Below are 265 nucleotides of genomic sequence, written 5' to 3' on the forward strand. Positions count from 1 at the left end.
TGAGATAATAAGGAAGGCGGGCCGCCGCGATGCTGAAACTGTTGCCCGTCGCGCTTCCTCCTGTCTGATGTTTGTTTAACATCATTCCGTATTCATTGTTCATAATCCCCAAATAAACGCCGCAATTTTTTCCGTTTAATTCTTTTGAGCTGTAACCCGCATCTTCAAAGGCTTTAAAACCTTCCTGTAAAAATATCCGGTGCTGCGGGTCCATAAGTTCCGCTTCAGACGGAGAAATATTAAAGAACAGCGGATCAAACTCTTC

Annotated in this window: 1 protein-coding gene; it reads right to left on the reverse strand. The window is 44.2% G+C overall.

Features of this window, described 5'->3' with window-relative positions:
* Positions 1-265: beta-ketoacyl synthase N-terminal-like domain-containing protein (locus SB660_RS21220; RefSeq protein ID WP_410584365.1), on the reverse strand; the 265-nt coding region annotated here is incomplete at both ends.

It is taken from the genome of Bacillus sp. SIMBA_005 (assembly GCF_046535585.1).
Taxonomy (GTDB): domain Bacteria; phylum Bacillota; class Bacilli; order Bacillales; family Bacillaceae; genus Bacillus; species Bacillus pumilus.